Source organism: Streptomyces camelliae (assembly GCF_027625935.1).
Classification (GTDB): domain Bacteria; phylum Actinomycetota; class Actinomycetes; order Streptomycetales; family Streptomycetaceae; genus Streptomyces; species Streptomyces camelliae.
This window is the reverse complement of record NZ_CP115300.1, coordinates 5,689,895-5,713,139: the sequence shown is the minus strand read 5'-3', so window position 1 is coordinate 5,713,139 and position 23,245 is coordinate 5,689,895. Positions and strand designations below refer to the sequence as shown.

The 23,245-nt window shown below is 70.5% G+C and carries 23 protein-coding genes; 7 read left to right on the top strand and 16 right to left on the bottom strand.

Translation table 11 applies throughout. From position 1 onward, the window contains the following. Positions 1–17: 17 nt before the first annotated feature. From O1G22_RS26130 to clpS, 7 genes are all read right to left on the bottom strand, one after another. Complete coding sequence (locus tag O1G22_RS26130) at positions 18–2,096, bottom strand: putative Ig domain-containing protein (protein WP_270083534.1); 2,079 nt, start codon at positions 2,094–2,096, stop codon at positions 18–20. 296 nt (positions 2,097–2,392) lie between these two features. Beyond that, positions 2,393–3,343, bottom strand: a complete 951-nt coding sequence (locus O1G22_RS26125; protein ID WP_270083533.1) for a PLP-dependent cysteine synthase family protein — start codon at positions 3,341–3,343, stop codon at positions 2,393–2,395. Between the two features lie 17 nt (positions 3,344–3,360). Then, on the bottom strand, positions 3,361–3,639 hold the full coding sequence (locus O1G22_RS26120; protein ID WP_225096226.1) for a MoaD/ThiS family protein: 279 nt from the start codon (positions 3,637–3,639) through the stop codon (positions 3,361–3,363). A gap of 162 nt (positions 3,640–3,801) precedes the next feature. Further along, a complete protein-coding gene (locus tag O1G22_RS26115) occupies positions 3,802–4,224 on the bottom strand; it encodes a M67 family metallopeptidase (protein ID WP_270083532.1) in 423 nt (140 codons plus the stop codon). A 133-nt stretch (positions 4,225–4,357) separates the two neighbouring features. Beyond that, on the bottom strand, positions 4,358–5,788 hold the full coding sequence (locus O1G22_RS26110; protein ID WP_270083531.1) for an amino acid permease: 1,431 nt from the start codon (positions 5,786–5,788) through the stop codon (positions 4,358–4,360). Positions 5,789–6,108: 320 nt separating this feature from the next. Continuing rightward, positions 6,109–6,714 carry a DUF2017 domain-containing protein gene (locus O1G22_RS26105; RefSeq protein WP_270083530.1) on the bottom strand — a complete coding sequence of 202 codons (606 nt, stop codon included), beginning with the start codon at positions 6,712–6,714 and terminating at the stop codon, positions 6,109–6,111. A 29-nt stretch (positions 6,715–6,743) separates the two neighbouring features. Next, positions 6,744–7,052 (bottom strand): ATP-dependent Clp protease adapter ClpS, encoded by a 309-nt coding sequence (gene clpS / locus O1G22_RS26100; RefSeq protein ID WP_225096222.1) that lies wholly within the window; start codon positions 7,050–7,052, stop codon positions 6,744–6,746. Between the two features lie 66 nt (positions 7,053–7,118). Between clpS and O1G22_RS26095 the strand changes: the two genes are divergently transcribed. After that, on the top strand, positions 7,119–8,465 hold the full coding sequence (locus tag O1G22_RS26095; RefSeq protein ID WP_270083529.1) for a nicotinate phosphoribosyltransferase: 1,347 nt from the start codon (positions 7,119–7,121) through the stop codon (positions 8,463–8,465). Between the two features lie 80 nt (positions 8,466–8,545). Then, positions 8,546–9,139, top strand: coding sequence for a nicotinamidase (locus tag O1G22_RS26090; RefSeq protein ID WP_270083528.1), 594 nt, complete (start codon positions 8,546–8,548; stop codon positions 9,137–9,139). Between the two features lie 4 nt (positions 9,140–9,143). Here O1G22_RS26090 and O1G22_RS26085 read toward each other — a convergent pair whose 3' ends face one another. Then, positions 9,144–9,470 (bottom strand): hypothetical protein, encoded by a 327-nt coding sequence (locus tag O1G22_RS26085; RefSeq protein ID WP_270083527.1) that lies wholly within the window; start codon positions 9,468–9,470, stop codon positions 9,144–9,146. 121 nt (positions 9,471–9,591) lie between these two features. Further along, positions 9,592–11,955, bottom strand: a complete 2,364-nt coding sequence (locus tag O1G22_RS26080; RefSeq protein WP_270083526.1) for an immune inhibitor A domain-containing protein — start codon at positions 11,953–11,955, stop codon at positions 9,592–9,594. Between the two features lie 301 nt (positions 11,956–12,256). Here O1G22_RS26080 and O1G22_RS26075 point away from each other — a divergent pair, with 301 nt between their 5' ends. Continuing rightward, positions 12,257–12,505, top strand: coding sequence for a hypothetical protein (locus tag O1G22_RS26075; protein ID WP_270083525.1), 249 nt, complete (start codon positions 12,257–12,259; stop codon positions 12,503–12,505). A gap of 83 nt (positions 12,506–12,588) precedes the next feature. Here O1G22_RS26075 and O1G22_RS26070 read toward each other — a convergent pair whose 3' ends face one another. Further along, positions 12,589–13,362, bottom strand: coding sequence for an RDD family protein (locus tag O1G22_RS26070; protein ID WP_270083524.1), 774 nt, complete (start codon positions 13,360–13,362; stop codon positions 12,589–12,591). Between the two features lie 71 nt (positions 13,363–13,433). Beyond that, a complete protein-coding gene (locus O1G22_RS26065; protein ID WP_428986405.1) occupies positions 13,434–15,530 on the bottom strand; it encodes an RDD family protein in 2,097 nt (698 codons plus the stop codon). 233 nt (positions 15,531–15,763) lie between these two features. Between O1G22_RS26065 and O1G22_RS26055 the strand changes: the two genes are divergently transcribed. Then, a complete protein-coding gene (locus O1G22_RS26055) occupies positions 15,764–16,177 on the top strand; it encodes an SsgA family sporulation/cell division regulator (RefSeq protein WP_270083523.1) in 414 nt (137 codons plus the stop codon). 26 nt (positions 16,178–16,203) lie between these two features. On the opposite strand, the gene O1G22_RS26050 is transcribed toward O1G22_RS26055, so the two are convergent. Both O1G22_RS26050 and hppD read right to left on the bottom strand, forming a co-directional pair. Continuing rightward, the gene (locus tag O1G22_RS26050) at positions 16,204–17,619 is read right to left on the bottom strand and encodes an FAD-binding oxidoreductase (protein ID WP_428986404.1); all 1,416 of its coding nucleotides are present in this window, start codon (positions 17,617–17,619) and stop codon (positions 16,204–16,206) included. 103 nt (positions 17,620–17,722) lie between these two features. Beyond that, a complete protein-coding gene (gene hppD, locus O1G22_RS26045) occupies positions 17,723–18,868 on the bottom strand; it encodes a 4-hydroxyphenylpyruvate dioxygenase (RefSeq protein WP_270083521.1) in 1,146 nt (381 codons plus the stop codon). A 101-nt stretch (positions 18,869–18,969) separates the two neighbouring features. Between hppD and O1G22_RS26040 the strand changes: the two genes are divergently transcribed. The 3 genes from O1G22_RS26040 to O1G22_RS26030 all read left to right on the top strand — a co-directional run bounded on the left by O1G22_RS26040 (position 18,970) and on the right by O1G22_RS26030 (position 20,363). Next, positions 18,970–19,470, top strand: a complete 501-nt coding sequence (locus O1G22_RS26040; RefSeq protein ID WP_270083520.1) for an Lrp/AsnC family transcriptional regulator — start codon at positions 18,970–18,972, stop codon at positions 19,468–19,470. Positions 19,471–19,585: 115 nt separating this feature from the next. Next, positions 19,586–20,170 (top strand): ArsR/SmtB family transcription factor, encoded by a 585-nt coding sequence (locus tag O1G22_RS26035; protein WP_270083519.1) that lies wholly within the window; start codon positions 19,586–19,588, stop codon positions 20,168–20,170. A 10-nt stretch (positions 20,171–20,180) separates the two neighbouring features. Then, positions 20,181–20,363, top strand: coding sequence for a hypothetical protein (locus O1G22_RS26030; protein ID WP_270083518.1), 183 nt, complete (start codon positions 20,181–20,183; stop codon positions 20,361–20,363). A gap of 122 nt (positions 20,364–20,485) precedes the next feature. Here the strand turns inward: O1G22_RS26030 and O1G22_RS26025 are convergent, their stop codons facing one another. From O1G22_RS26025 to O1G22_RS26015, 3 genes are read right to left on the bottom strand one after another with little or no spacing between them, the layout of a single operon-like run. Beyond that, positions 20,486–21,277 (bottom strand): S16 family serine protease, encoded by a 792-nt coding sequence (locus O1G22_RS26025; protein ID WP_270083517.1) that lies wholly within the window; start codon positions 21,275–21,277, stop codon positions 20,486–20,488. 32 nt (positions 21,278–21,309) lie between these two features. Beyond that, positions 21,310–22,419, bottom strand: coding sequence for an o-succinylbenzoate synthase (gene menC / locus O1G22_RS26020; RefSeq protein ID WP_270083516.1), 1,110 nt, complete (start codon positions 22,417–22,419; stop codon positions 21,310–21,312). Then, positions 22,416–23,165 carry a chorismate synthase gene (locus tag O1G22_RS26015; protein ID WP_270083515.1) on the bottom strand — a complete coding sequence of 250 codons (750 nt, stop codon included), beginning with the start codon at positions 23,163–23,165 and terminating at the stop codon, positions 22,416–22,418. The genes menC and O1G22_RS26015 overlap by 4 nt, the downstream gene beginning before the upstream one ends. Positions 23,166–23,245 lie beyond the last annotated feature (80 nt).

Genomic DNA, 23,245 nt, shown 5'->3' with positions numbered 1-23,245 from the left:
GGGTTCACTGCAAGGGATCAGCTGGTCGTCACGGCCGTGTCGTCCACGACGAAGCTGGTCTGCTGGGAGGAGTCCTCCACCCCGCTGAACTTCAGGGTGACCGTCTGCCCCGCGAACGAGGACAGGTCGAAGGTCTTCTGCACGTAGCCCGAGGCCGCGTTGACGTTCGAGTACGTCGCCAGGGTCGTGGAGCCCGCGCTGACCGTCAGCTTGTCGTAGGCGGTGCTGCCGGTCTCGGCGGTGTCGATGTGCAGGTAGAAGGTGAAGCTCGCCTTGCAGCCGGCCGGGATGGTCACCGACTGGGACAGCGTGTCGGTGTGGCTGGAGCCGTAGCCGTCGAGCCAGGCGTAGTACGAGCCGCTGTGGGCCGCCTCACCGGTGTCGTTGGTGATGACCCCGCTGGACGCGGTCCAGGCCGTGTTGCCGGACTCGAAGCCCGGGTTCGACAGCAGCTGGGCGGAGGTGCAGGTGCCGCCGCCGGAGGAGGAGACGGTCCAGGTGAAGGAGGTCGAGCCGGTCGCGCCGGTGGAGTCGGTCGCGGTGACGGTGACCTGGTAGGTGCCCGCGGTGGACGCGGTGCCGGAGATCAGGCCTGTGGAGCTGTTGATCGACAGGCCGGTGGGCAGGCCGGAGGCGCTGTAGGTGAGCGAGGCGCTGCCGCTGTCGGAGGCCTTGATCTGGAGGCTGGCCGAGCCGCCCGTGGTGGTGGACTGGCTGCCGGGGTTGGTGACGGTCACCGTGTTGCCACCGGTGCTGCCACCGGAGGTGAAGGCGGCGGTGCCGTTCGGGGTGCCCCAGCCGGTCGGGCCGTCGTAGCCGGTGCGGGCGGTGCAGAAGTACGAGGGGGAGCAGGAGCCGTTGGAGCCGCTGGTCACGTCGTACAGGTTGCTCGTGTGGGCGTACGGGTACTTCGCCGGGTAGTCGCTGGAGCCCGGGGTGCCCGCGAGGGCGTAGACGCTCGCGATGATCGGCGAGGAGGCGCTGGTGCCGCCGACGACGCCCCAGCCGGAGCCGCCGTAGGTGTCGTAGACCGCCACGCCGGTGGCCGGGTCGGCGACCGCGGAGACGTCGGCCTCCATACGGTTCGAGCAGCCGGTGTCGGTCTGCCAGCTCGGCTTCGGGTCGTACGCCGAGCAGCCGGAGCCGGTGCCCTCGGTGGAGCTGGTGTTCCACACCGACTCGCTCCAGCCGCGGGAGTTGGAGGCGGTGGTGAGCGCGGTGCCGCCGACGGCGGTCACGTACTGGGAGGTCGCCGGGTACTCGGCGCCGTAGGCGGAGTCACCCGCGGAGACGGTGATCGCGACGCCCGGGTGCTTGAAGTACTGGGTGTCCTCGCTGGTCTGGGTGGAGGACTCCGAGCCGCCCCAGCTGTTGGAGATGAACTTGGCGCCGAGCGCGACGGCCTCGTTCTCGGCGATGCCGAGGTCGGTGTCGTTCGCGGAGTTGGCCTCGACCAGGTCGATGTTGCAGTTCGGGCAGACCGCGCTGACCATGTCGATGTCGAGCATCTCTTCACCGGCCCAGCCGGTGTCGTTGGTCGGCAGCGAGGTGGTGGAGCCGGTCTGGCTGACCTGCTTGAAGCAGCCGTTGGCCTTGGTGCAGGCGGACAGGCCGTAGGTGGAGCGGTAAGTGGCCAGGTCCGACTCGGCGTTGGGGTCGTTGTAGGCGTCGACGATGGCGACGGTCAGGCCGCTGCCGCCCGTGGTGGGCAGGTTGTAGGCGCTGTGCAGGTTGGCCGGGGAGAGGCCGGAGGGGGTGGCGGCGGCGAGGGCCGCGGCCAGCCGCTGCTTGATGTCGGTGCGGCGCTGGGCGAAGCAGGACGCCTGGCCGGGCTTGGCGGTGGCGCACAGGTGCTGGGTCGGCACCTTCTGGCCGGCCTTGCCGGTGGTGTGGAACGTCTGCCGCTTCGGGTCGGTCAGGGCCTTGCTGTTCTGCGTCACCTTGGAGGTGTGGGGCGCGGGAGCGGTGGCCGCCTGGGCCGCCCCGGCCGTCGGTGCGGCGGTGAAGCCGGCGACGGTGAGGGCGAGGGCGGGGAAGGCGACGGCGACGAGTCTTCGCAGACTGCGTCTCCGGCTGCTCGGGCGTGACTCACGCATGGGGTACTGCCTCCGGTTAGAAGTGGGGATTCGCACTGGATTGGCAGGCCCGTGACGCGCGTAGCGGCGGCAGAACCGCGCAGTCATGAGCATGACACTCTCAGGCACCTGTCATGACGCCTGGTGAGCGTGACATGACAGGGTGCGGGAGGACGGTAGCTCTGGCCTCGACACCACGGGCAGTGGTGAAAGAATTTCTTTGCCTTGCCATAGGAATGGCTTAGCCCCCTCATAGGAGGGGGCTGGTGACCGCTTGATGCGTGTTAATGCGGTGTTACGCGTGACGTGCTATTGAGTCACGCCCAGAGCTGGCCCTGCAGTGTCTCGATGGCCTCCTCGGTGGTGGCCGCCGTGTAGACACCGGTGGACAGGTACTTCCAGCCGCCGTCGGCCACGATGAAGACGATGTCGGCGGACTCCCCCGCCTTGACCGCCTTCTTTCCGACCCCGATCGCCGCGTGCAGGGCGGCGCCGGTGGAGACGCCCGCGAAGATGCCCTCCTGCTGCAGGAGCTCCCGGGTGCGGGTGACCGCGTCGGCCGAGCCGACCGAGAAGCGGGTGGTGAGGACCGAGGCGTCGTACAGCTCCGGTACGAAGCCCTCGTCGAGGTTGCGCAGGCCGTAGACCAGGTCGTCGTACCGCGGTTCGGCGGCGACGATCTTCACGTCCGGCTTGTGCTCGCGCAGGTAGCGGCCGACGCCCATCAGGGTGCCGGTGGTGCCGAGGCCCGCGACGAAGTGGGTGATCGAGGGGAGGTCGGCGAGGATCTCCGGGCCGGTCGTGGCGTAGTGGGCACCGGCGTTGTCCGGGTTGCCGTACTGGTAGAGCATCACCCAGTCGGGGTGCTCGGCGGCCAGTTCCTTGGCCACGCGTACGGCGGTGTTGGAGCCACCCGCGGCCGGCGAGGAGATGATCTCGGCACCCCACATGCCGAGCAGGTCCCGGCGCTCCTGCGAGGTGTTCTCGGGCATCACGCAGACCATGCGGTAGCCCTTGAGCTTGGCCGCCATGGCGAGGGAGATGCCGGTGTTGCCGGAGGTCGGCTCCAGGATCGTGCAGCCCGGGGTGAGCCGGCCGTCCTTCTCCGCCTGCTCGATCATGTGCAGGGCCGGGCGATCCTTGACCGAGCCGGTGGGGTTGCGGTCCTCCAGCTTGGCCCAGATCCGGACGTCGGCGGACGGCGACAGCCGCGGCAGGCGCACCAGAGGGGTGTTGCCCACCGCGGCCAGCGGGGAGTCGTAGCGCATGACTGCTCAGCGGCCTGTCAGGCCATACCGCCGGCGACCGCCGGCAGGATCGTCACGGTGTCGCCGTCGGACAGCTCGGTGTCGATGCCCTTGACGAAGCGGACGTCCTCGTCGTTCAGGTACACGTTGACGAAGCGGCGCAGCTGGCCGTTGTCCACAATGCGGGCCTGGATGCCCGCATGCCGGGTCTCCAGGTCGGCGAACAGCTCGGCGAGGGTGTTCCCCTTGCCCTCCACCGCCTTCTCACCGTCGGTGTACGTGCGGAGGATGGTCGGGATGCGGACCTCGATGGCCATGGTTGCGGGCTCCTGTCGGAAGGTGTCGTCGGGGCAGCGGGCGCGGTACGTCAGCTGTCAGCGCGCACCACAGTCAGAACCATGGGCTCATCGTATCGATTCCCGGTCCGGGGACCGGAATGTGATCCCACATGCCGGATGGATTTCGACCACGAAGTGAGATCAGTACGTCTCCACGACCTTGACCTCCTCTTCCGTGACCGCTCCGTCCAGGATCCGGAACGAACGGAACTGGAACTCGCCGAGGCCGTCGGTGTCGGCGGTGGAGACAAGGACGTAGTGAGCGCCGGGCTCGTTGGCGTAGGAGATGTCGGTGCGCGAGGGATAGGCCTCGGTCGCGGTGTGGGAGTGGTAGATGATCACCGGCTCCTCGTCGCGGTCGTCCAGCTCACGGTAGAGCTTGAGCAGGTCCTGCGAGTCGAACTCGTAGAAGGTGGGCGAGCGGGCCGCGTTGAGCATCGGGATGAACCGCTCGGGGCGGCCGGCACCCACCGGGCCGGCGACCATGCCGCACGCCTCGTCGGGGTGGTCCTTGCGCGCGTGGGCGACGATCTGGTCGTAGAGGGCCTGGGTGATGGTCAGCATGCCCGCCAGGATAAGCAGAGGGGCCGTCCCGTACCGAGGGTTGGTACGGGACGGCCCACATGCTGGACGTCCTGAGCGGCTGCCGGCGGGGGCGCCACGAGAGCTCCCGCCGGCCGGACGTCCCTTCCGGTGGTCAGCGCCTGGCGAAGGCCGCGGCGTCCGGGTTGCGGCGCTTGAGCGCCCAGTAGGAGACACCGAGGATCGCGGCCCACAGCGGAGCACAGTAAAGCGACACCCGGGCGTCCTTGTCGATGCCCATGAGCACGATCACCATGAAGATGAACGCCAGTGCGACGATGCTCGTGTACGGGGCGCCCGGCGCGCGGAACTCGCTCTGCGGCAGCTCGCCCCGGTCGGCCTTCATCCGGTAGCGGATCTGGCAGACCAGGATGACGATCCAGGCCCACATGCCGGAGATGGTCGCGAAGGAGACGACGTAGTCGAACGCCTTGCCCGGCCACTGGTAGTTGATCCAGACGCCGACGAGCATCAGCGCGGCGGAGAACGTCGTGCCGACGAGCGGGGTGCCGCTCGGCGTCAGCTTGGTGAAGACCTTCGGGCCCTGGCTGTTGAGGGCCAGGTCGCGCAGCATGCGGCCGGTGGAGTACATGCCGGAGTTGCAGGAGGACAGCGCGGCCGTGAGGACGACGAAGTTCACGATGCCGGCGCCGACGGACAGGCCCATCTTCTGGAAGGCGGCCACGAAGGGGCTCACGCCCGGGTGGAACTCGGTCCACGGGACGACCGACAGGATCATGATCAGCGCGCCGACGTAGAAGACGGCGATGCGCCACGGCACGGTGTTGATCGCCTTCGGCAGGACCTTCTTCGGGTCCTTGGACTCGCCGGCGGTCACGCCGACCAGCTCGACGGCGAGGAAGGCGAACATGACCATCTGCAGGGTCATCAGGGTGTTGCCGACGCCGTGCGGGAAGAAGCCGCCGTCGCTCCACAGGTGGCTCACGGAGGCGGTCTTGCCCGCGTCGGAGAAGCCGACGGTGAGGATGCCGGCGCAGATCAGGATCATGCCGATGATCGCGGTGACCTTGACCATGGAGAACCAGAACTCCAGCTCGCCGAAGAGCTTCACGGAGATCAGGTTGGCGCCGTACAGCACGATGGTGAAGATCAGAGCCGAGACCCACTGCGGGATGTCGAACCAGTACGTCATGTAGGCGGCCGCGGCCGTGACCTCGGTGATGCCGGTGACCACCCAGAACAGCCAGTACGTCCAGCCGGTGACGAAGCCCGCGAAGGGGCCGATGAACTCGCGCGCGTACTCCGAGAACGAACCCGACACCGGGCGGTACATCAGCAGCTCGCCGAGCGCCCGCATGATCAGGAAGATGACGAGACCCGCGACGGCGTAGGCCAGGATCAGGCTGGGGCCGGCCTTGGAAATGCCCTTGCCCGCGCCGAGGAAGAGGCCGGTGCCGATGGCACCGCCGATGGCGATCATCTGGATCTGCCGGGCGCCGAGCCCGCGCTGATACCCCTCGCCGCTCTCGCCGTCGCCCACGGCCTCGTTGCCGTCGCGATGCTGGTCGACCTGCGCTGAGGTCATGTGATTGGTGCGCCTTTCTCCATGCCGACCCGGGCCTTATCTCGGCCTCGGATCGGGTTTCGATCCCCCCGGATTGATGGAGCTGTTGCCTGGCCGACGGTCGTCGGCTCGGTGGCGCACCCGGCCGGACATGGGTGGTCTCAGCCGGGCGGTCGTGAAGATTTATCACGGCCGCAATATTGATCACAGGGGCGCGTTGTGGCGCATCGCACAGGAAAAAGGGGACAAAGAACGCTCGAATGCGGCAAAACCGGCCGTAATGGTGACGGGATCGTTATCCGGATTTGAGCGTCCGCTGAGCGAACACTCGTCTACCCGAATCAGGGCATAAGGGTGGTCACCAGGGTCTCCTGGAGCCCGCCCAGCCACAGATAGGCCATCACCATCGGCTTGCGCGGATCCTCGTCCGGGAGCCGGTAGAGCAGATCGGTGTCGTCCTCGTCGGTGATCTCCAGCCGGGCGCCGATCGCGAGCCGCAGGTCGTTCAGGGCGCCGAGCCACCGCCTGGACTCCTCCGGCACCAGCTTCAGCACCGCCCCGCCCTCGTCCACCGGGGCGAGCGCGTCGAGGGTGCGGATCACGGCGAGCGCGTTCTCCCGCTTGCCGGCCCTGAGGTCGTTCTCGGTGTAGCGGCGGAACTCGGCGGAGTGGGCCCGGCGCTCCTCGGCGTCGGCGGGCGAGTCGGGGGCCTGCTCCGGGTCGCTGTAGGCGTCCGGGAAGAGCCTTCTGAGCACCGGGTCGGCGGGCGGCTCGCTCGGGCCCTCGGCGAACAGCTCGGCGAGCGGGTCCCCGGGGGCGTCCGCGCCGGGTCCGGGCCCGATGAGCTCCAGGAGCTGGACGGCCAGCGACCGGATGATGGAGATCTCGACGTCGTCGAGCGCGACGGCCGCGCCGCCGCCGGGAAGCGGTTCGAAGGTTCCGGGCATGGTCTTTTCGCTGCGTGGCGGTCGGCTGGCTACTTGCGGTCCTGCTGGAGGGTCGCCCACAGGCCGTAGCCGTGCATCGCCTGCACGTCACGCTCCATCTCCTCGCGGGTGCCGCTGGAGACGACCGCCCGGCCCTTGTGGTGGACGTCGAGCATGAGCTTGGTGGCCTTGTCCTTGGTGTAGCCGAAGTACGACTGGAAGACGTACGTCACATAGCTCATGAGGTTGACCGGGTCGTTGTGCACGATGGTGACCCAGGGGACGTCGGGTTCGGGTACGGCGAAGACCTCCTCCGCCGACTCGGTGCGTTCGATCTCTACGGGCGCGGGTGACGTCACATGGCCATGCTGCCACGCACCCCACAAATCGTCACACTGACGCGAAGGGGTGTAGCATCTCCTGCCATGAACACAGCGGACCTTGGGCTGCCGGTGGATGTTCCCTCGACGGCGCTCTTCACGGACCAGTACGAGCTGACCATGCTCCAGGCGGCACTGAAGGCCGGTACGGCCGAACGGCGGAGCGTGTTCGAGGTCTTCACCCGGCGGCTGCCGGAAGGGCGCCGCTACGGCGTGGTGGCGGGGACCGGACGCGTCCTGGACGCGGTGGAGAACTTCCGCTTCGACGCGGACGTCCTCGCCTTCCTGCGCGAGCGGAACATCGTCGACGAGGAGACCCTGGCCTGGCTCGCCGACTACCGCTTCGGCGGGGACGTCTGGGGCTACCCCGAGGGCGAGGTCTACTTCCCCGGCTCGCCGGTCATGCGCGTCGAGGGCACCTTCGCCGAGTGCGTGCTGCTGGAGACGGTGATCCTCTCCATCCTCAACCACGACTCCGCGATCGCCGCGGCCGCCTCCCGGATGGCCTCGGCGGCCGGTGAGCGCCCGCTGATCGAGATGGGCGCCCGCCGCACCCACGAGCTGGCGGCGGTGGCCGCGTCCCGCGCGGCGTACGTCGGCGGCTTCGCGACCACCTCCGACCTGGCGGCCGGCTTCCGCTACGGCATCCCGACGGTCGGCACCTCGGCCCACGCCTTCACGCTGCTGCACGACCACGAGCGGGACGCCTTCCGCGCCCAGGTCGAGACCCTCGGCCGGGGCACCACGCTGCTCGTGGACACCTACGACGTCGCCGAGGCCGTGCGTACGGCGGTGGAGGTGGCCGGCCCGGAGCTGGGCGCGGTCCGCATCGACTCCGGCGACCTGCTGCTCGTCGCGCACCGGGTGCGCCAGCAGCTGGACGAGCTGGGCGCGACGAACACCAGGATCGTGGTCACCTCCGACCTCGACGAGTACGCGATCGCCTCCCTGGCCGCCGCCCCCGTGGACGCCTACGGTGTCGGCACCCAGCTGGTCACCGGCTCCGGGCACCCGACCTGCTCCATGGTCTACAAGCTGGTCGCCCGCGCCGAGTCCGGCGACCCGAAGGCGCCGCTGGTGCCGGTCGCGAAGAAGTCCAGCGGGGGCAAGGCCTCCGTCGGGGGCCGCAAGTGGGCGGCGCGCCGGCTGGACGAGGACGGGGTCGCCGAGGCCGAGGTCGTCGGCACCGGGCCGGTACCGACGGAGCTCGCGGACCGGCAGCTGCTGGTCGAGCTGATCAAGGGCGGGGACGTGGTCGCCCGCGAGCCGCTGGACGTGCCCCGGGACCGGCACATCGCCGCCCGCGCGAACCTCCCCCTGTCCGCCACCCAGCTGTCCCGCGGGGAACCCGTTCTTCCGACGGAGTACGTCACCGGGCCCTCGGGTAGCTAGGGGGTGTCGTCCGCCTCTCCCGCACGGGCCCGGAAGTCACTAGGCTCAGTTGATTAGCCGATAGTCGAAGGACACCCATCATGCGTCGCGCCTTGATCGTCGTGGATGTGCAGAACGACTTCTGCGAAGGGGGCAGCCTCGCGGTGTCCGGCGGCGCCGACGTCGCCGCCGCCATCACGGAACTGATCGGCCAGGCGGCCGGCACCGGATACCGGCACGTGGTCGCCACCCGCGACCGCCACATCGCCCCCGGCGGCCACTTCGCCGACAATCCCGACTACGTCCACTCCTGGCCCGCACACTGTGTCGCGGGCACGGAGGGCGTCGGCTTCCACCCCAACTTCGCCCCGGCCGTCGCCTCCGGCGCGATCGACGCGGTCTTCGACAAGGGCGCCTACTCGGCGGCCTACAGCGGCTTCGAGGGCAAGGACGAGAACGACGTCTCCCTGGCCGACTGGCTCCACGACCGCCGCATCGACGAGGTCGACGTGGTCGGCATAGCCACCGACCACTGCGTACGCGCCACCGCCCTGGACGCCGTCCGCGAGGGCTTCCGCACCCAGGTCCTGCTGGACCTCACGGCGGGGGTGGCGGCGGAGACGACGGAACGGGCACTGGAAGAGCTGCGGGAGGCGGGAGTGGAGCTGACCGGTAAGCCGGTGGTGAGCGGCTAGGGCGTCATCCCTGGTGCACCACCGGAGGTCTTCGCAGCAGCGCCCGGATCGGATGCCACAGCTCGTTCACCATGACACCGTTGTCGGCCGGTGCCGTGCGCCATATCAGGCCGTCCGGGTGGTGCAGTACTGCCGTGATCTCGTCCGGGGTCGGCGGGGCCGCGTTGCCCCGGAGGTAGATCGCGCGGAGCCCCAGGTTGCGCAGCCTGGTCAGGGCGCGGGCGCGGTTCTGGGCGTGCACGAGCACCCGCACCCCGGCGGAGTCGTAGGGCAGGTTCAGCGCCACCACGACCGTGCCGTTCGGCAGCTTGCAGAAGCCTCCAGCGGCCATGCGGTCACATCCCCGTTCCGGTCGGTGTCAATAAGCGGTCCACAGGACGCACCTAAACACGATCGGCGGCAACCCGCCAAGGGTTTGCCGCCGATACGCGTCTGACCTGCACAAATGCTGGCTACTTCACCGCGGGGCCGACTTCCAGCTCGATCGTCGAGCCGTCCGTGGCCTGCCTGACGATCTTGATCTTGGTGTTGGTGTCAGTGACCTTCACCCCGCCGGTCGGGTTCGCCGGGTCGTAGTAGGCGCTGGTGTGGTCGTTGAAGACCGGCACCCCCTGCTGCGACGTGATCTTGGTTGCGACGCCCGCCTTGTGCAGCGTGATCGCGTCCGTCGGCTCCAGCGTGAACGGGGAGTCGTAGGCCTGCATCCGGTTGCGCATCAGCGTGCCGTCGGACCAGCGCAGCGCCTTCGGGTGGGCGTCGACCGGCAGGATCAGCCCGGTGCCCGGGTGGGCGTTCGCGTTGGTGTTGTTGTCCGCCTGGGAGGTGTCCCACTTCCAGATCAGCAGACCGTTCTGGTACGGGTAGTGCTCCACCCAGTCGGGCCGCTCGGTGTTCAGGTAACCGAAGTTGTACGGGCCGACCTTGAGGGTCTTGTCGTACGACACGTACTGCCGGTTCTCGGCGAGGTAGTACTGCTTGTAGTCCTTGGTGAAGGACGCGCCGATGCGGGAGAAGCCGGCGGCCGTCCAACCGGCGTCCGCCGACTCGGCGTTGTCGGAGAACAGCGCCGTACCGTCCCCCGTCACCGTGATCTCGTCCGCCGCGAAGCCCTTCTGGGCGACCCCGCCGTCGGTCTGGTAGCGGAAGCGGAGGTCGATCTTCTTGCCCGCGTAGGCGTCGAGCGAGTACGACAGCTTCTTGTAGCCGTCGGCCGTGCCGGTCAGGGCGGGCTTGTCGGAGCCGTCGCGCGGGATGGCCTTGCCGTCCACCGTGCCGTCCAGGGCCGTCCAGTTGGCGCCGCCGTCGGTCGACACCTCGGTGTAGAGGTAGTCGTAGCCGTTCTCGATGTCGTACCAGCCGTCGAGGGTGAGCGCGGCCGAAGTCCTGCCGGTCAGGTCGACGGAACGGGTCAGCGTGTTCTTGAGGTTGTCACCGCTGCCGCTCCACCACTGGGCGGTCCCCTGCGCCGGGGTGACGATCTCGGTGGTGACCGCCTTGTCGGGCAGCGAGACGACCAGTGCCTGGCGGTACTTGGTGTTGTACTCGGCGAGGCCCAGCTTGTGCCAGGAGGAGACGCCCGCCTTGGCGGTGTCGTAGTTCAGCCAGCCCAGCTGGAGCTTGTCCCAGGCGTTGAGGTCGCCGGGCAGGTCGCCGATGGCCTCCTTGCCGGTGCCGAGCCAGGAGCCGGAGGACATGAGGGTCCAGAAGCCGGTGGAGTTGTCGCCGCCGTCGGTGTCGTACTCGTCCGGCAGGCCGAGGTCGTGGCCGTACTCGTGGGCGAAGACGCCGAGGCCGCCGTTCTCCGGCTGGATGGTGTAGTCGCCGACCCAGATGCCGGTGTCGCCGACCGGGGCGCCGCCGAGCTTGTTGCCCGCCGGGCCGGTCGCGCCCGCGTCGGTGCCGAAGGCGTACCAGCGGTGGGCCCAGATCGCGTCCTCGCCCTGGGCGCCGCCGCCCGCGGACTCGTCCTCACCGGCGTGCACGATCTGGAAGTGGTCGACGTAGCCGTCGGGCTCGTTGAAGTTGCCGTCGCCGTCGTAGTCGTAGCGGTCCCACTGGTCGTACTGGGCGAGGTCCTTCTTGATGTCGGCGTCGCTCTTGCCGGCCGCCTTCGCTTGCGCGACCCAGGCGTTCAGGCCGTCGCGGACGATGTTCCACACGCTGGGGCAGGTGTGGGAGCCGCAGGCGTTGTTGCCGTAACGGGCCTCGTTGTACGGGACCTTGACCCAGTCGGAGACCTCGCCGTCGACCGAGTAGCGGCCCGAGGACTGCTTCTCGTAGTACTTCTTCAGCGACTCGGTGGTCTTGCCGGTGCCGAAGTAGAGGTTCTGGAAGTGCTTCTGGTCGTAGTCCTGCTGCCAGGCCGTGGAGTTGTCCTTGGTGCGGTCCGGCGCGGCGATCTGGTTGTGCAGCGGGCCGGGTGTGCCGCCGGACGTGGGGTCGGTCTGGTCCCCGAACTCCACCAGGATGGTGAAGATCTTGTCGGTCTTCTCACGGCTGAGCTCGACGTACTTGGCGTCGCCCTTCTTGCTCTTGAGCTGGACGACCTTGGAGCCGTTACGGTCCTGCGCCTTGGCCTTGCCCGCTATGAGCTGGTTCAGGGCCTCCTGGCGCTGGGCCCGCAGGGTCTTGCTGAGCGGGCCGTCGAGGTCGTGCGCCTCCTGCTTCACCGGGGCCGGGTCGTGCCGGTGGGCGGCGGCGGAGCGGGCCGGCTGGGTGGCGGCCTCCGCGACGGCGAAGGTGGCGAACGTGGCGGACGCCGCCGCGAGGGTCACGCCGATCGCGGCCGCTCTGAACGTCCAGGATCTGCTGGTCACTTGAGTTCCTCCCCTGCGTCTGTTCGACGCATGTCAAGTGACGTCATTTGACTAGAGGTTTAGAAGAAAAGACAGATCTTGACTTGCTCAAGTCAAGTGCACTATGTCGACCTGACGTTCGCTTTACGAATCTGCGAGCGGTCTATGCCACCACCCCATGACCCTGTGCGCCCCCCGTGCACCGATAGCGTGGGTTAGGTCACGCTTACCAACCGTCCGGCTCGGGCATGCACGCGAAGAGAGTCGAACGGCACCCCCGACCCACCGACGACCCCCGAAGCCTTCCGAGGACACGATTGCCATGCCTCGTCCGACTGCCGCACAGCTCGCCTACGGTTCCTGCACCGTGATCTTCTCGACGCTCGCCATGCTGCTGCTGTCCCAGACGAGTTCGGGCCTCGGGATCACCGTCATCGCCCTCGCCGCCCTGGCCCTGGGGCTGCTCGTCGCGATGACGGTGCCGCTGCCGAAGGCCCGCGCGGCCGTGGCACCGGCCGAGCCCGTCACGCCCGTCGAGCCCGCACCGCAGGAGGAGCCGGTCTCCCTCTGAGCGGTGCACACGCAAGCGGCGGACCCGTGCCCCTCCGGCACGGACCCGCCGCTTACGTGTGTACGGCGCCCGCTGTACGGCGCTCAGCCCGTGCTGACCACCACCGTCTTGGCCGCCTTGTCGTGCAGGCCCTGCTTGTACGGCTTGTCGAAGTAGCTCCAGCCGCCGCAGATCGCCGTCCAGATGCAGGCGCAGCAGAAGGCGAACGGCACCCACAGCACCAGGGAGCGGATCAGCAGGGTCTGTACGGAGGGGGTGGCGCCGTTGTCCAGGTTCGCCACCCGCATGTTGAACCACTTCTTGCCGAGCGTCTGGCCGTACTTGCTCATCATGAAGGTGTCGTACGCGATGTAGAGCACGGCCGCGATGAAGGACTGGCCCGCGGACTTGCCGACCTCGACGTGGTCGCCGTTGACGTTGTACTCGCGCACCCCGAACGCCCAGGTGAGCAGCCAGACGACGATGCCGACGAGGATCATGTCGATGATCCGCGCGAGGGTGCGCCTGGCACTGTCGGCCAGCGGGGGCATGCCGGCCAGCGGGTCGGCGGGGTAGCCGCCGGCGCCGGAGCCGTAGGGGCCACCGCCGTACGGGCCGCCGCCGTAGCCGCCGGTACGGCCACCGCCGTAGGGGCCGGAGGGGCCGCCGCCGTAGGAGGGGGGCTGCTGGCCGCCGCCCCCCGGAGGTGGTTGCTGGGGCGGCTGCTCACCGCCGGGCGGCGGGGGTTGGGCGCCGCCCTGCGGGGTGCCGTACGGCGCGCCCGAGCTGCCCTGCCCCTGGTCGGACGGGGGCCGCTTCCTGAACGGGTCGTCCTCGGGGGGCTGCTCTCCGGAGCCGGGGGGCGGTTCGCTGCTCATGGCCCGAGTGGATCGCGAACGCCCCGGCTCCGCACCCGGCGCGCGGCCGTACGGAGTAGCCCCGTACTTCGTCAGCCGGCGACGAAGGTGTGGGCCGCCTTGTCGTGCCAGCACTGGTGCCAGGGCCGGTCGAACAGGCACCACAGCACGCCCACGATCCCGATGCCGAGCAGGCCGGGGATGCTGTAGACGAGCCAGCGGCGCAGCGCCGGGCCGAAGGTCGGGGGCTCGTGCGCCTCGATGTCCCGCACCTCCAGGCCGAGCAGCCGCTTGCCCAGGGTGCGGCCCCACTTGGCGGTCGGCAGCACCTCGTAGCCGACGCCGACGAGGAGGAGGACGGCGAGGACGATGCCGAGGCTGGTGGCGGTCGTGCCGTCGAGCAGCCAGACGGTGACCTCGCGGCCGGACAGCTTGGCCGCGTCGATCTTCTCCCGGATGTGGTCGGCGGCCCGCAGACCGAGCGGCGCGGCGATGCCGGCCGTCACGAGGCCCACGATCAGGGTGTCGATCAGCCGGGCCGCGAGCCGCTTGCCGAGTCCGGCCGGCCGGGCTGCGGCCTGGCGGCGGGCGGCGGCCTGGAAGACGTCCTCCACCGGTGGCTTCCACGGCGCCACGGGCTGCTCGTCACCACCGGCCAACTGGTGCACCTGCTGCGCCCAGGATGCCTGGCCACCGCCGGGGCCACTGGTCATCGGGGTGACCGGGGCACCGCCCTGCGCGGGCACGGAGGGCGCCACGGCTGAGGGCGCGGACGGGGCGGACTGGGCGGGCTGGGCACCGAAGGGCGCTGAGGGCGCCGGTCCCGCCTGCCCGGCCGCGGCACGCTCGGCCGCGGCCTTACCGGCACCGAAACCGGGGCCCGCGGCGGGCGAGGGAACGGAAGGAGCACCGCCGGCCTGCGGATGCGGTGCCCCGACGGGCCCCTGCGGCCCAAAGCCACCGGCGGCACCCTGGCCGGCCCCACCGGCACCGGCACCGGAAACCTGCGAGGGGAAGCCCCCGGACGCGCCGCCGGAACCCGCCGCCTCGGCACCCTGACCGGCCCCACCGGCACCGGCGCCAGAGGCCTGCGGCCCGAAGCCACCGCCGCCACCGGCCGCCCCGGCACCCTGACCGGCCGCGCCCGCCCCGGCACCGGCGCCCGAGCGCCCGGCCACTCCCGGGCCGGCGGCCTGCGGGCCGAACCCGCCGGGAGCACCCTGACCGGCCGCACCCGCCCCGGCACCGGCCCCCTGCGGCCCAAAGCCACCCGCGGCCCCTTGACCGGCCCCACCGGCACCGGCGCCGGAAGCCTGCGAGGGGAAGCCCCCGGACGCGTCGCCGGAACCCGCCGCGCCCGCACCCTGACCGGCCGCGCCGGGACCGAAGCCCGTACCTGGCCGGCCGGTCGCATCCGCCCCCGCGTCAGAGGCCTGCGGGCCGGAGCCGGAACCCGGACCCGCCCCCGCGCCGGAGGCGGACGGGCGGGCCTGGCCCGGTACCGGGCGGAATGTCATCGTGCCGTCGTCCGTGACGGCCGCGGGGCCCGGAACCGGGCGGCGGAAGATGAACGTGCCGCCGTTGTCCGGGGCGTCGCCCTCCGCCGACGGAGTCTCGGTACGGCCGCTCTGCTGAGCCGGTCCCCCCGCCGGGACCCTCGGGTCGCCGGGCCAGGGGGCCCGCCCGTCACCACCGGCGCCCGCCTGCCCGGCGTGCCGGCCACCCGATCCGCCCTGCCCCTGCGGTCCACCCGCACCGGCACCCGACTGCCCTGCCTGGCCGTCGGCGGACCAGCCACCCGGCTGACCGGTGCCCTGGCCGTCGGCGGACCAGCCACCCGGCTGACCCGCACCCTGTCCGTCGGCAACCCAGGCGCCCGGCTGGCCGGTGCCCTGTCCGTCGGCAGGCCAGGCGCCCCCCGCGTCCTGCCCGGAGGGCGACGGCTGGGGGTCCTCGTCGAAGAAGTGGGGGCCCGTCTCCTCCACCACCGAGGGCGCCGGAGTCGCCGGGGCCGCCGGGCGGATGCCGGGGGGCGGGACGAGCGGTTCGCCGTCCTTCGGCGCCGGGCGGCTGGTGCCGGGCACCCAGGAGGCGCCGTTCCAGTACCGGACGTAGCCGGGGATGGACGGGTCCGGGTAGTAGCCCTCGCGGGGCCTGTCGTCACCTGGGGCCGGGGTTGGGGCGCTCATGTCCGTCGTCCCGTATCTGCTCGGGGGTGGGATGGGGGCCTCCACATCTATCAGACCCGGGCAGCACTCAGCGCCAGTCCTGCCGGACCGACCCCTTTCCGGGCATCGCCGTGCCCGGCTCTCACAGGTCCCCGAAAAAAATTTCCCAGAACCCGCGTAATGGCCCGGCACCTGTCCTCTCTCCCCCGGTACGGGCCCGTTCCGAGCGGCCCCGGAGAGAGAAAGGCAACGTCATGGATCACACCGTGGTGGAGCGGGAGCTGGAGCTGAGGCTCATCCTGTCGCCCGAGCGCAGCATCCCGGTCCCGGCCCGGCTCGGCTACCGCTGCGACGACCCCTACGCCGTCCACATCGCCTTCCACATCAACTCGGACTCCCCCGTCAACTGGACGTTCGCCCGCGACCTGCTGGTGGAGGGCGTGTTCCGGCCGTGCGGGCAGGGGGACGTGCGGGTGTGGCCGACGAAGGCCGACGGGCGCAGCGTCGTACTGATCGCGCTCAGCTCGCCGGACGGCGACGCACTGCTGGAGGCGCCCGTCCCGCAGGTGTCGGCCTGGCTGGAGCGGACGCTGATGGCGGTGCCGCCGGGCACGGAGGGCGCGCAGCTGGGCATCGACGACGCCCTCGACCAGCTGCTCGCCCAGTGAGCCGTCACGCAAAGGGGACAAAGGGGTCAGAAAAGCTTGCCCGGGTTGAGGATGCCAAGCGGGTCGAAGGCCTGCTTCACCGCGCGCTGCATCTCCACCCCGACCGGGCCGATCTCCCGGGCCAGCCACTCCTTCTTCAGTACGCCGACGCCGTGTTCGCCGGTGATGGTGCCGCCCAGCTCAAGGCCGAGCGCCATGATCTCGTCGAAGGACTCACGGGCCCGCCGGGACTCGTCCGCGTCCTGCGCGTCGAAGCAGACCGTGGGGTGCGTGTTGCCGTCGCCGGCATGGGCGCAGACGCCGATGGTCAGGTCGTACGTGGCGGCGATGCGCTCGACGCCCTCCAGCATCGCGCCGAGCCTGGAGCGGGGCACGCACACGTCGTCGATCATCGTCGTGCCCTTGACCGCCTCCAGCGCGGTCAGCGAGAGCCGCCGGGCCTTCAGCAGCATCTCGGACTCGGCCGCGTCCTCCGCCGGGACGACCTGGGTGGCGCCGGCGGCCTCGCACAGCGCGCCGACGGCGGCGAGGTCGGCGGCGGGGTCCGGGGTGTCGAAGGCGGCCAGCAGCAGCGCCTCGGTGGTCTCCGGCAGGCCCATGTGGGCGAGGTCGTTGACGGCCTTGACGGTCGTACGGTCCATCAGTTCGAGGAGGGACGGGACGTGCCCGCCCTCCATGATCCGGCAGACGGCGTCGCAGGCGGCCGCCGCGGAGGGGAACTCGGCGGCCAGCACCAGCTGCTGCGGCGGCTTGGGCTTCAGCGCGAGGACGGCCCGTACGACGATGCCGAGGGAGCCCTCGGAGCCGACGAAGAGCCGGGTGAGGTCGTAGCCCGCGACCCCCTTCGCCGTACGGCGGCCGGTGGACATCAGGCGGCCGTCGGCCAGCACCACGTCCAGGCCGAGCACGTACTCGGCCGTGACCCCGTACTTCACGCAGCACAGGCCGCCGGACCCGGTGCCGATGTTGCCGCCGATGGTGCACATCTCCCAGCTGGACGGGTCCGGCGGGTAGTACAGGCCGTGTTCCTCGACCGCGCGGGACAGGGTCGCGTTGATCACGCCCGGCTCGACCACGGCGATCCGGTCGACGGGGCTGATCTCCAGGATGCGGTCCATCTTGGTCAGGGACAGCACGACGCAGCCGTCGGTGGCGTTGGCGGCGCCGGACAGGCCGGAGCGGGCGCCCTGCGGGACCACGGGCACGCGCAGTTCGGTCGCGGTGCGCATGACGTGCTGGACCTGCTCGACCGTGCGCGGCAGCACGACGACGGCGGGGGCGCCGGCCGGGCAGAAGCTCGCCATGTCGTTGGCGTAGGACGCGGTGACGTCGGGGTCGGTCAGGACGGCCTCGGCGGGCAGGCCGGCCAGGAGCCGGTCGGTGAGACTGCTCGTCTCTTCGGTGCTTTCGGAGCGGGGCGCTTCGATACGGCTCATGATCACAGCGTGACACTCACGGCCACCCGTGTGAACCCCGAGCGCCCCACCCTGCGGGCGCTGGGCGGCGTACCCGACGAGCCGCCGCCCAGGTGAGCCCCAGGGGCGCTTACAGGTTGCCCCGCTTGGCCTGCTCGCGCTCGATGGCCTCGAACAGGGCCTTGAAGTTGCCCTTGCCGAAGCCCATCGAGCCGTGCCGCTCGATGATCTCGAAGAACACCGTCGGACGGTCCTGGACCGGCTTGGTGAAGATCTGCAGCAGGTAGCCGTCCTCGTCGCGGTCGGCGAGGATCTTCAGCTCGCGCAGGGTCTCGATCGGCACGCGGGTGTCGCCGACCCACTCGCCGAGGGTGTCGTAGTAGGAGTCGGGGGTGTCGAGGAACTCGACGCCGGCCGCGCGCATGGTGCGGACCGTCTGCACGATGTCGCCCGTGTTCAGCGCGATGTGCTGGACGCCGGCGCCGCCGTAGAACTCCAGGTACTCGTCGATCTGGGACTTCTTCTTGGCGATCGCGGGCTCGTTGATCGGGAACTTCACCTTCAGGGTGCCGTCCGCGACGACCTTCGACATCAGCGCGCTGTACTCGGTGGCGATGTCGTCGCCCACGAACTCCTTCATGTTCGTGAAGCCCATGACCTTGTTGTAGAAGGCCACCCACTCGTTCATCCGGCCGAGTTCGACGTTGCCGACGCAGTGGTCGATGGCCTGGAAGGTGCGCTGGGCCGGGGGCTCGACCATCGGCTCGGCCGCCAGGTAACCGGGCAGGTAGGGGCCGTCGTAGCCGGAGCGGTCGACCAGGGTGTGGCGGGTCTCGCCGTAGGTGGCGATCGCGGCGAGGACGACGGTGCCGTGCTCGTCCTTCACCTCGTACGGCTCGGCGACGCTCCGCGCGCCGTGCTCGATCGCGTAGGCGTACGCGGCGCGGGCGTCCGGGACCTCGATGGCCAGGTCGATGACGCCGTCGCCGTGCTCGGCCACGTGCCGGGCGAGGAAGCGGCCCCAGTCGGTGCTCGCCTTGATCACCGAGGTGAACACGAAGCGGGCTGATCCGTTCTCCAGCACGTAACTGGCGGTCTCGCGGCTGCCGTTCTCCGGTCCGGAGTAGGCGACCAGCTTCATGCCGAAGGCGGTGGAGTAGTAGTGCGCCGCCTGCTTGGCGTTGCCCACGGCGAAGACGACCGCGTCCATTCCCTTGACCGGGAAGGGGTCGGCCTGCCGGGCGGTGTCGGGAGTGTGATGTGTGGTCTGCGTCATAGCCGAAGGGTGGCCCGGCCCTGCAAGGTGCGCAATAGTTTCCGTATTCGCTGGGCAATCTGTTCAGCGGTACGGCGGTTTCGGCGGACTTTCTGTACAGGATGACCACCCCTGGAGGGGCCGTGGCGATCGATCATCTGGACGGGCGGATCATCGCGCTCCTCGCCCGGGAACCGCGCATCGGGGTGCTGGAGATGTCCCGGCGGCTCGGGGTGGCGCGCGGCACGGTACAGGCGCGGCTGGACCGGCTTCAGTCGAACGGAGTCATCCGCGGATTCGGCCCGCAGGTGGATCCGGCGGCCCTCGGATATCCGGTGACGGCCTTCGCCACGCTGCAGATCCGGCAGGGCCAAGGCCCCGATGTCCGGGCCCACTTGGCAGGCGTGCCGGAGGTGCTGGAGCTGCTGACCACGACCGGCAGCGGGGACATGCTGTGCCGGCTGGTGGCCCGCTCGAACGCCGATCTCCAGCGGGTGATCGACCGGGTCGTCGGTTTTGACGGCATCGTCCGGGCCTCCACGGCGATCGTCATGGAGAACCCCGTACCGCTGCGGATCATCCCGCTGGTGGAGCAGGCCGCCCGGGACAGCGAAGGGGCGTGATCGGTCTGCTCACAGGAGGCTGACCACAGGAGACTGCCCACAGGAGGCTGACCGCAGGAGAGTCGATGCAAAGAGAGTGTTGCAAAGGACTCTTTGCATAGCTATCTTTGTACGCATGACGGAGCACGAGCCACTTCAACCGCGCGTCCTGGACGCCCGCTCACTGCGCGGGCTCGCGCACCCGCTGCGGATGGAACTGCTGAACGCGCTGCGCCGCGGCGGTCCGGCCACCGCGTCCCAACTGGCCGCGAAACTGGGCGAGTCCAGCGGGGCCACCAGCTACCACCTGCGCCAGCTCGCCGCGCACGGCTTCGTCGAGGACGCGCCGGAACGCGGCAAGGGCAGGGAGCGCTGGTGGAAGGCGGCCGATGAGGGACTGGTCTTCGACAGCGACCAGTTCCAGGACGCCGACCCGGAGGTACGCGGCGCGATGGACACGTTCCTGCACGAGGTCGCGAACGCCCACACACGCGAGCTGTCGACCTGGCTGGCCACCCGGAACGAATGGCCACACGCCTGGGCCCGCTCGACCGACATGAGCGACATGACGCTGCGGCTGACGCCCGACCTGGCGCGTGAGCTGAAAGGCAGGGTGCACGACCTGATCGACGAGTACCGGGACCGGGCCCCCGGCACGGACACTCCCGACTCCGAGCAGGTACGCATCCACACGCACCTCTTCCCCATCAAGACGGATTGAGAGGCACGACATGCACACGGAAACCCGCCTTGCCCAGCTCCACGCGGCCGACCTGCACGCCCAGGCCGAGCGCCACCGGCTCGCCGCCGCGGTGAAGCCCCCGGTCGAACTGCGCACCCGGCTCGGCTGGACCCTCGTGGAGGTGGGCCTGCGCCTGGCCTCCACGCCCAGGCCCACCCCGGCGCTGGTCTAAGCGGACCTGGCGAAGTCCACTGCGGTTCGGCAGCTCCCTCAAGGGTCGCGGGGAACTGCGCGACCAGCCACGACGGCGCCGCAGCCGGACGACGGCCCGTCGCCGCACATCCAGCGGAGCGCTTAGCAGCTCGGGACCGAGCCCTTCCCCTTCTCCAGGATCGTCAGGGAGTTCACGGCGCCCTTGAGCGTGGTGACCGGAACCAGTCGCAGCCCCTTGGGAAGGTCCGCCTTGGCGTCGGCGCACTCGGCCTTCGGCACCAGGAAGACGGTCGCCCCGTCCCGGCGGGCGGCCTGTGTCTTCAGGGCCACCCCGCCGACCGCGCCGACCGTGCCGTCGGCGTCGATCGTGCCCGTACCGGCGATCGTACGGCCGCCCGTGAGGTCGCCGCCGCTGCCGTCGCCGTCCAGCTTGTCGATGATCCCCAGCGTGAACAGCAGACCCGCGCTCGGCCCGCCCACGTCGGCGAGCTTCAGCGAGACCTTGACCTTGCCGGCGCTCAGTCCGAGGTACTTCAGCGCCGCCTGTGTCGCCGCGTCCTGCGACTGCTGCATCTGCGCCGCGTTGTGCTGCTCGATCTCCTTGACCGTGTCGCCGCTCGGGTAGACGGCGTCGCGCGGCATCACGGCCCGGTCGGTGCGGAACCAGTTGTCGACCACGTCGGTGAGCGAGACCCGGGCGTCCGGACCGGTCGCCTCGATGGTGACCATCCGCAGCTGCCCGCTGGTGCTGCGCACCGGCGCACCGGAGACGGAGATCACCTGGGTGCCCCTGTTCGCACCGAGCACGTTCGCCGTCATCCCGGGTTGGGCCACCGAGAACGGCAGCGGCGCGAACGCCGCCGTGGCGAGCAGGGCCACGACGGGCAGCGCGCAGACGGCTACGGCCTGCGGACGTGTGAGACGTGAGAGCACGGAATCAATCTAACGTGACCAGCAGCGGTGGCTCAGGCCGCGTACAGGTCCCGTCGCCCCAGGGTGAAGCGGCGCAGAGCCTCCGGAAGGGGCTCGATGCCGATACCGGGGGCGGTCGGGACCGGCAGATGGCCGTCCTGGAGGACGAACGGCTCGGTGATGTCCTCGGCGAAGTAGCGGGCGGACGCGGAGGTGTCCCCGGGCAGCGTGAAGCCGGGGAGGGCGGCCAGGGCGAGGTTGGGGGCGCGGCCGATGCCCGTCTCCAGCATGCCGCCGCACCACACCGGGACCCCGTGCGCGTGCGCCACGTCGTGGACCCGGCGGGCCTCCAGATAGCCGCCGACCCGGGCGGGTTTGACGTTCACCACCCGGCAGGCGCCCATCGCGATGGCGGCGGCGGTGTCGGAGGCGTGGTGCAGGGACTCGTCCAGGCAGACGGGGGTGCGCAGGCGCTGCTGCAGCTGGGCGTGGGCGTGCAGGTTGTTCTCCTCCAGCGGCTCCTCGATCAGCAGCAGCCCGAAGTCGTCGAGGCGCCGCAGATGCTCGGCGTCCGCCAGGGTGTACGCGGTGTTGGCGTCGACCTGGAGGGGCAGGGCGTCGCCGAAGCGGTCGCGGACCGCCCGCACCGGCTCCACGTCCCAGCCGGGTTCGATCTTCAGCTTGATACGGACGTACCCCTCGGCGAGGTAGCGCTCGACGTCGTCCAGCAGTTCCGGCACGGAGTTCTTGATGCCGACCGAAACCCCGGCGGGCACCCGGTCCCGTACCGCGCCCAGATAGACCGCCAGCGGCATGCCGTACGTGCGCAGCTCGGCGTCCAGCAGGGCCGTCTCCAGGGCCGCCTTCGCCAGTTCGTGGCCCTTGATCTTCGCCACGGCCGGGGCGACGGCGGCGGCCGTGACCTCCCCGAGCGCGGCGACGCGCGGGACCAGGAAGTCGCGCAGCACGATCTCGGCACCGGCGACGAACTCCGAGCAGTACAGCGGCTCGGGGTCGGCGGCGAACTCCGACCAGCCCTCGGCGGAGTCGGTGACGACGTGCAGGAGGAAGGTGTCCTTCGTCGTCATCGTCCCGAAGGACGTACGGAAGGGGGTGACCAGCGGGATCGCGACGTGCACGATCTCGACGCGCTCCAGCTTCACGCGGCTCCCTCCGCCCGGGCCAGCGTGTACCAGCCGTCGCGGGACATCCCGGTGGCCCGGAAGCCCTCCGCGAAGGCCGTCAGCAGCACCTCGCGCACCGCGTGCCGCCAGCGCAGCGCCAGCGCCGGGTCGGCGGCGCGCAGCTTGACGACGTCCTCCGGCACCCGGCACCAGATGTGCCGCTCGTCGCGGCGGGCGAGGGGATCGCCGTCGGGGGCGGTGGCGACGACCGGTCCCTGGGGTGCGCCGTCGTACGGCGCCGGTGGCGCGCCCAGTTCCCAGGTCACCGTCAGCCGGTCGCTCTCGTCGCCGTCGTTCACGCCGTCGGTCATCGGGCCGTAGAAGTCGACCAGGTACTCCGTGCCGGTGGCGCCCAGCTTGACCAGGTTGAAGCGGGCGTTGCGGCCGACCAGCGGGTCGAAGGTCCAGCGCATGGTGCGGGCGCCCAGGCCGAGGGCCCAGTCGCGCTGGGCCAGCTTCACGGCGTGCCCGAGCCCCTGGTCGGCGGCTGCCACCAGCGAGTACGTGCCGCGGTCGGCACCGAGGACGGCGACGGACGCGCCGGCCAGCCGCTGCCCGTCGTACGCGGCGTGCACCGCGCCGCCGGCGTGCACCAGGCTGTGCAGGACCTCGGCCGGGTAGGGCGGTGCGGTGCGGGGCGTCTGCCAGACGTCGCTGAAGTAGTCGGCCACGGCCGCGAGGGAGGCGACGTCATGGACGGTACGGATGGTGACTCCTGCTGTCATGGCACGAGTCTCGGAAAAGCCGGCCCGGTGTGTGTTGTGCGAGCGGCCAACGCGCGCGTACGTTCGTTTCATCATCCGCC